This window comes from Pseudomonadota bacterium, assembly GCA_026388275.1.
Taxonomy (GTDB): domain Bacteria; phylum Desulfobacterota; class Syntrophorhabdia; order Syntrophorhabdales; family Syntrophorhabdaceae; genus JAPLKB01.
The window spans coordinates 67086-73266 of the sequence record JAPLKB010000011.1 but is presented as its reverse complement, the minus strand read 5'-3'; the positions used below and the strand labels follow the sequence as shown (position 1 = coordinate 73266).

The following is a 6181-nucleotide window of genomic DNA, read 5'->3' as shown; positions in this document are numbered from 1 at the left end:
TGGCCGTTATTGCTGCAATGAGAAAATTGCTTCTTATCGCACATGCTGTATATAAGGGTAAAGTACCATATCGTGATGTATGATAAAAAAACTAAAAAAGGAGAGTTTTGGGCTTGACATTAATGACAGTATCTGACCCCGTTGTTTCCCTTCCTGGCCCGATATTCGATAGGGCTTGGCGGCGGCCGCTGCATTGATCGTCATGCCGACTTGGTTTTCGGGATAGTCGAATAGAGTCCTCTTGAGAAGGTTTAAGCTGACCGGCTCGTATCTGTCCCAGGTATCTTTTGAAGTAGAGGTTTCATAGATGGGTACCAATGATCGATTGAGCGCGCACCCTACCACTAGTAACAATACAAACAAAACAGACAGACAGCTCAAATAGAAGCAACAGACGAATATCTTATCTGATGTGCTCACTCTCTTTCCTTGCTTCTTATTCATCGACTATGTCCCAACGGAAAGCTAAGCCGGAGCGGCCCACGGGGCCACTATCGGCTTGAGCGATGGGTTGGGCAATGTTCTTTCCCTCTTATCTTCGTTTCTCGCCAATGATCTCGCCTTCTGCTTTTTCGAGGTAATCCAACTTCATCTGCAATCTATCAGGCCACCTATCCAGCAACACTTGGGCTTCGAGGTCTATTCGCTGCCCTTTCTTCCAATACCTCGGCAAGGTGCTGTAAATATCGTCCGTAAAATTCAATGAAGGAAGAACAATAGAAAAGCCATTAAATGAAACCAATAAGGCATGTACCGGGTTTCGCAAAAACATTACTTTATTCAGCGGCATACTTTCATTTCCTTCTATCCAGAATCTTGTTCCTATAATGTCATTTTCAGGTTCTTGAATCTGACGTCTTACTCCTTCCAGGTTAGGGGCAAAAGCGTAGCCATACCCAAGCCAAGCAAAAATCAGCAGAAACGAAGATTTGAGTTGACTCAATTTGTATAACCGATGATCGTATTTTTGAGTCATTGAAAGTTCAAACTCGAAGCCGTTGGCGTTGCTGGCGGCAAGATTCTCTAGGTGTTCCTTGTACTTCTCGATTGTAGTTGGCGAATTGGCATTTGGAAGTGGCATTACATCAAAAGAGTGTCCCCTGCTAATGGAGGCTGCTATGTTAAAACTCGCTAATGATAACTTGGCAACAGGTATCGTCCCGTTTTCTTGACCACATACGATTCTTTCAAATTTATCGAATTCCCTTTTGCTTGCGGTACAAACATCGATTTTATGTCCAGCCGATGAATTACACTGGCGGCATGTCAGGAGGATAGGCTTTCCTCCAATACTCTTGGGAGGAACGTCTTCCAATGTGAGATCTGTGCCTGCAATAGCCGAAGACTCAGGATATCCTACCCCACATATCGGGCAATAATAGTGTGAAGAATCCCCCTTTGTATACTTGGCTATTGCTGTCGCCCCATATTGAAAAATCTTCAACCTTTTGTCCTTGTTAGACGTCCTTGTCATTGCAGGTATTTCCTATGCAACCAACGGCAGCGGTCGCGTAGTGACCCGACAGCGTCAATCTCCAGTTCATGCCTTTCTTGTGTAGTCATTAAGTAGAGCCATCCTCTCTAATCCCTTCTGCTAAATCTTGCTGCAAGTATATTAACCACTCTTCATCCCATTGCTTGAATTGGTCACTGACCTTTTTTACGAGTTTATCCCTTTCGAACTCCGTTATTATTTGTGAGGCCCCAAGGCCAAGGTGTTTGATTTCCGCCCTGTAATGACTGACAAGCTCTGTGGTGCAGTCGTAAGAATGATAAGTAGAATGTTCTTCGTGAAACCTGTTTGGGTCAACCTGTAGCATTTTAATTCGTTCAACAAGGAAAGCAGTGTCTATTTTCTCTTTACTGGGCTGAAAAAGCCTTTTGACTTTTCTCTTTCGCTCGCGAATCTTTCGGAAATCGTTTTGGCTTAATCCCTTTCTATCTTCAGTATTTTCATAGCTAGATATCTCCTCTAAGCATTCAGAATAGTTCTTCTGTCTTTCTAATAATGCAGTTATCCTCTCGATAGGCAAAGACGACCTCCGCCAAGTGCCAAGATCGTAACCAAGCTCCGCCACCTGGTTTTTGAAAAAACGCGTTTCCCTAATCAAGCTATCGACTTCCAGCATTTTGGCAATGGATTGTCTGTATAGTCTGATTGCTTCCTTTGGGTCACTTCTTTCGAGGGCTTTTGCTTTGTCTCTTAGGTCTCTCGCTTCTGCTTCCCTCAATTGGTAGGGTTTCCCGCCATCGCAACCAATTACTTCAATCTCGATCTCACATTCACCGCCAATGAGAGAAACAATCTTTGCACTAACCTCGCCGCCTTGATCCATATGCGGGGCCAAATCGTTCATTGCCGGATGCCTGAAAGCAACTTGTCGCGGAATAAAACCTACTTGTTCTCTCGTCTTCCTCAAAACCGCGATGGCGTATTCATCGAAAGCATTATTGTAATCTCGTTGCAGCACAAGGCTCTCACCAAGGGAGCATTTCCGTAGTATTTCTTGCCGACTCGTACCGTCATTGTTGTTATGGATAACGCCAGCTATCTTTGCACGAAATGTTCGCCCCATAAATTCCTCATGATTATGCGCTCACCGAATATTAGCCCAACAAAAAGATAACCGGGAGCGGCGCTCTATAGCCGCGATCCGGTTCATCGGCTGGTTAAGCCAATAGCTCTTGTTTTGGGTACACCATTCCCAGGAATGCCTCTAATGTCTGTGACACGCCCGCCTCAACGCCATCCAGATATGCACCGAAATCGCCCCAGCATTCTGGAGAGAAAGACGTGAAGTGATAGCGGTCAGTAATACTAGCGTCTTTATCCGTCACCCACTGCCTCATGGTCCGATCCATAAAAAGTGCATCGCAGTAAGGACCGAAAATGGAGATGAAGTCCACATCGTAATAAATACCGGCCAGTTTCTCTTCAGCCTTCTTCCTGTTCGGATATGCCCCGTTTCGAACCAGCTTTCTGAGCACAGCAAATAGCTGACAGGATATGTCAATGTACGGGGTGTCGACAAAGTAGTCGGATCTTAGAAAGGTTTTTATTCGCTCAACACGGTCTTCGAATGACATAGTGTCTTCATCAAAATACAAAAGCTCTTTAACGAACCGCGATTCGATAGGCATGCTAAGATAGTCCAAAGTCCCGGCAGCCAGTTTTACCGTGTTTTCCCAGTACTGTGTAAGCAACGACTCTGCATATCCCAATGCTTCCGATCGTCGATCTTCTTCGAAGGTGGCCTTGCCTTTTCGCCAACCCTCAAAGATGTTTACGAGAGCCGATACCGAAGCACTCTTACCCTTACGCATCTCCTCAGTGTCGGATAAGTAAGACGGACGGACGTCAATCCAAAAGTAATCATCCCACGAATGGATATCCTCTCGGAAAGCATGCCGTTCTTCTACTCCAAAATGTTCGGCGTCAGAATTCAGAAAAGCCCGGAAGGAAGCCACCAACTGCGACTGCTTAATCGAATAGGTTGGTGCGAATTCTCGTCCTCGTGCAGTCTGCTTTATGAACTCGAAGAGCTTCTCTTGGTCCTCGTGTCTCCATAAACGAGTCTCATCGCTGTGAACTGATGAATATGGAGACACGAGAAGCTGACGATTCGCAAGGCCCTCGATGCGTTTGGCTGCATCTACAAAAGGCTTTGTTTTATCTCGAAAAGCATGCGAAAGGAAGAACTGGTCTAAGTAGATTACCTGCTTTTTTAGTGGTGGTAGTGGGATGTGCTCCCAGTGACCGCAGGCATTGCAACCTCTTCGTAACACTTCGCCGGAAACGTTGACATTGCCATATTGTCCGACCGTGCCGCATTGGGGACATTTGGTTTTAAGGACGTATGTAATTATCACCTTTATGATCTCTTCTTGTTCTCTGGCTTAACAATTAAGTAGACATCTCCATTGCAAAATATCCCAATAGTCCTTCACTGGTGCTGTATATCCCCACAATTAAGGGGGATATACAGCAAGCCTTAAATATCAACCTATCCATCCAGGGGGCTTTTTACGCTAAGTCCCGGTTTATTCAATACGTGAGTATAGATCATTGTAGTCGACACTTCTTTATGGCCTAAAAGTTCCTGAACTGTTCTGATGTCATAATTTGCTTCCAAAAGATGTGTTATAAAACAGTGACGGAAGGTATGGGCATTGTTTGCGGGGATGGTTTTGACCTTCTCTATGAAAAGAGGATCATATTTAAATGCAACCGTTACGTTTCCTGTATTGTCTTTGTTTACAATAACCCCCACTAATCCCCCATTAAAGAAACAATTCTATCAACTCATTTTGTAACATGTCAATAATAATGTTACTTTTTTATTAGAAATATACAGGATAAATACAATCAAGCAGCCTTTCGGCAGGTTGGAAGAAATTGACTAAAAAAGATACTCCGTAAAATCTGTGCAACTGTTTCACAGATTTTTAAAACCTCCGCAAAACAAATACAGACAATGCTTTACGCGATACGTCTTTAAAAACAGGTTTCCAAAATTCAGGGGAGTAATTGCCTCTGCTATATCAATCAAGAAAATTCTCCGACACTGTGTCGGAAAACCATATAATCCATTAATAACATAATGTTATATATGCAAGTTAAAGTAACGATTTTGCCGTCTTTTCCTCATCTGCCAGGACAAAGGATTCAGGAATTTAATAACTTCCGGATACCGGTTTTCACCGATATGACAAATCTTCGGAGTTTTAAAAAAATCTCGAATTAATATAAACCTCAATGCAACAAAATAAGGGGAAAAGAAACAGAAGGGAATGAAAATGAATAAACTATCCCCCACCTTTTTCCCGAATTCACATAAAGATATATGTGAATTCGGGTTGAGTGGGCAGCAGCATGGAAGTAATACTACAGATGTGGATGAACTGTTAGCCTTGCTGACCGTAAGCTATACTTTATGTATGCTGGAGGTCGCGTCGCGAGGCGAAGCAGGTCGCCGCAGATGAGTATTGCAATCATGCTGCTGACCGATCAAAGAAAAACCAGGAAAAGAAACGAACACAACGGAATTACTTCTTTTTCATCTCAAGCAGTTTTTCATAAAAAGCTTTCATTTCCTGGGCCTGAGTAGCAAAATTCCACTTTTCTACGGCAGACTGTTTAGCCTTTAAGCCGAAGGTTTTCATTTTCTCTTCGTCTGAGAGAATCTCTTCCAGCCTTGCGGCAAGCTCATGCTCGTCAAGTCTGACAACATAGCCGGATTTCCCGTCCTCTACAAGTTCGGGCAGCATCCCCATATCAGATACTATGGCAGGCTTTCCCATAGCCATTACTTCCCGGAGCGCCCGTGCCGTGCCGTCGCTGCCTGCCCTCATCATAACAAAGAGGTCAAAAGTCGAAATAACTGAGAAATAGTCATCTATCCAGTAACCGGCAAGTATTACATCATCTTTAAGACCCAGTTTGACAATAGGCTGTTTAATGCTCTGTTCTATCTGGGAGCTTCGCCCCATGATGAGAAGTTTTACTTTGTCCATCCTGTTTCTCAGAAGCCTGAAAGCCTCGAGTATGACATCATACCCCCTGTCGGGCTTCAGTCTTCCGATAATACCGATGACCTTTTCATCCTTTTTTATGCCGAATTCGTTCCGCATATCTCTTAAAGGGCCGGTGTATGGTCTAACTCCGGGAGGAATTACACAGGTTCTTTCCTTGGGGAACCTGAATGCCTCTATATCCTGCTTCATAATACTGCTGCTGTAGCTTACAAGACCGTCAGTACGCCTGACTGCCCATGACATGAACCTGTTAACAGGCATCCCGTCCCTTTTATGGTCTGTCCGGATAATCAATGGGCCATTGCTTGAAAACAAGAGGGAAAAGATTGCAGTATAGTAATCATGTGAAAGGTTGGTGTGGATTATGTCAATACTGTTAATGGCAGCATAGGACTTTATAGCTTTTATATCGTAAAGCCACTCTTCAGGAGAAAAATACCTGTTCATTTTGAATCCGTCGTATGTTTTTATCCCTCTGCTCTTCGCCTGCTTTTCAACGGTTCTTTCCTGAAAATCCAATGGGGCGCATCTATATGCCAGAGTTACATCAACCCCTTCGCCTGTCAGCGCTTCACATAATGATACAGTGGGCTCTGCCGGCCCGGTCCATTTCCAATCACTGAATAATTGTAGAATTTTCATGCTG

5 protein-coding genes and 1 pseudogene are annotated in these 6181 nt (G+C 44.0%); 1 reads left to right on the top strand and 5 read right to left on the bottom strand.

Features of this window, described 5'->3' with window-relative positions:
• Positions 1–532 precede the first annotated feature (532 nt).
• The 4 genes and pseudogenes from NT010_02825 to NT010_02810 form a co-directional block, all read right to left on the bottom strand.
• The gene (locus NT010_02825; GenBank protein ID MCX5804992.1) at positions 533–1474 is read right to left on the bottom strand and encodes a hypothetical protein; all 942 of its coding nucleotides are present in this window, start codon (positions 1472–1474) and stop codon (positions 533–535) included.
• Positions 1475–1562: 88 nt separating this feature from the next.
• Positions 1563–2576, bottom strand: coding sequence for an HIRAN domain-containing protein (locus NT010_02820; GenBank protein MCX5804991.1), 1014 nt, complete (start codon positions 2574–2576; stop codon positions 1563–1565).
• A 94-nt stretch (positions 2577–2670) separates the two neighbouring features.
• Positions 2671–3324: a hypothetical protein gene (locus tag NT010_02815; GenBank protein ID MCX5804990.1), complete on the bottom strand. Its 654-nt coding sequence runs from the start codon at positions 3322–3324 to the stop codon at positions 2671–2673.
• 680 nt (positions 3325–4004) lie between these two features.
• Positions 4005–4166, bottom strand: a pseudogene (locus NT010_02810) (tyrosine-type recombinase/integrase).
• Positions 4167–4797: 631 nt separating this feature from the next.
• Here NT010_02810 and NT010_02805 point away from each other — a divergent pair.
• Positions 4798–4983: a hypothetical protein gene (locus NT010_02805; protein MCX5804989.1), complete on the top strand. Its 186-nt coding sequence runs from the start codon at positions 4798–4800 to the stop codon at positions 4981–4983.
• A gap of 63 nt (positions 4984–5046) precedes the next feature.
• Here the strand turns inward: NT010_02805 and NT010_02800 are convergent, their stop codons facing one another.
• Complete coding sequence (locus NT010_02800) at positions 5047–6177, bottom strand: glycosyltransferase family 4 protein (GenBank protein MCX5804988.1); 1131 nt, start codon at positions 6175–6177, stop codon at positions 5047–5049.
• Between the last annotated feature and the right edge of the window lie 4 nt (positions 6178–6181).

Coding starts and splice junctions, on each gene's coding strand:
- NT010_02825 (MCX5804992.1), bottom strand. CDS start 1,474: ATGACAAGGACGTCTAACAAGGACAAAAGGTTGAAGATTTTTCAATAT.
- NT010_02820 (MCX5804991.1), bottom strand. CDS start 2,576: ATGGGGCGAACATTTCGTGCAAAGATAGCTGGCGTTATCCATAACAAC.
- NT010_02815 (MCX5804990.1), bottom strand. CDS start 3,324: ATGCGTAAGGGTAAGAGTGCTTCGGTATCGGCTCTCGTAAACATCTTT.
- NT010_02805 (MCX5804989.1), top strand. CDS start 4,798: ATGAATAAACTATCCCCCACCTTTTTCCCGAATTCACATAAAGATATA.
- NT010_02800 (MCX5804988.1), bottom strand. CDS start 6,177: ATGAAAATTCTACAATTATTCAGTGATTGGAAATGGACCGGGCCGGCA.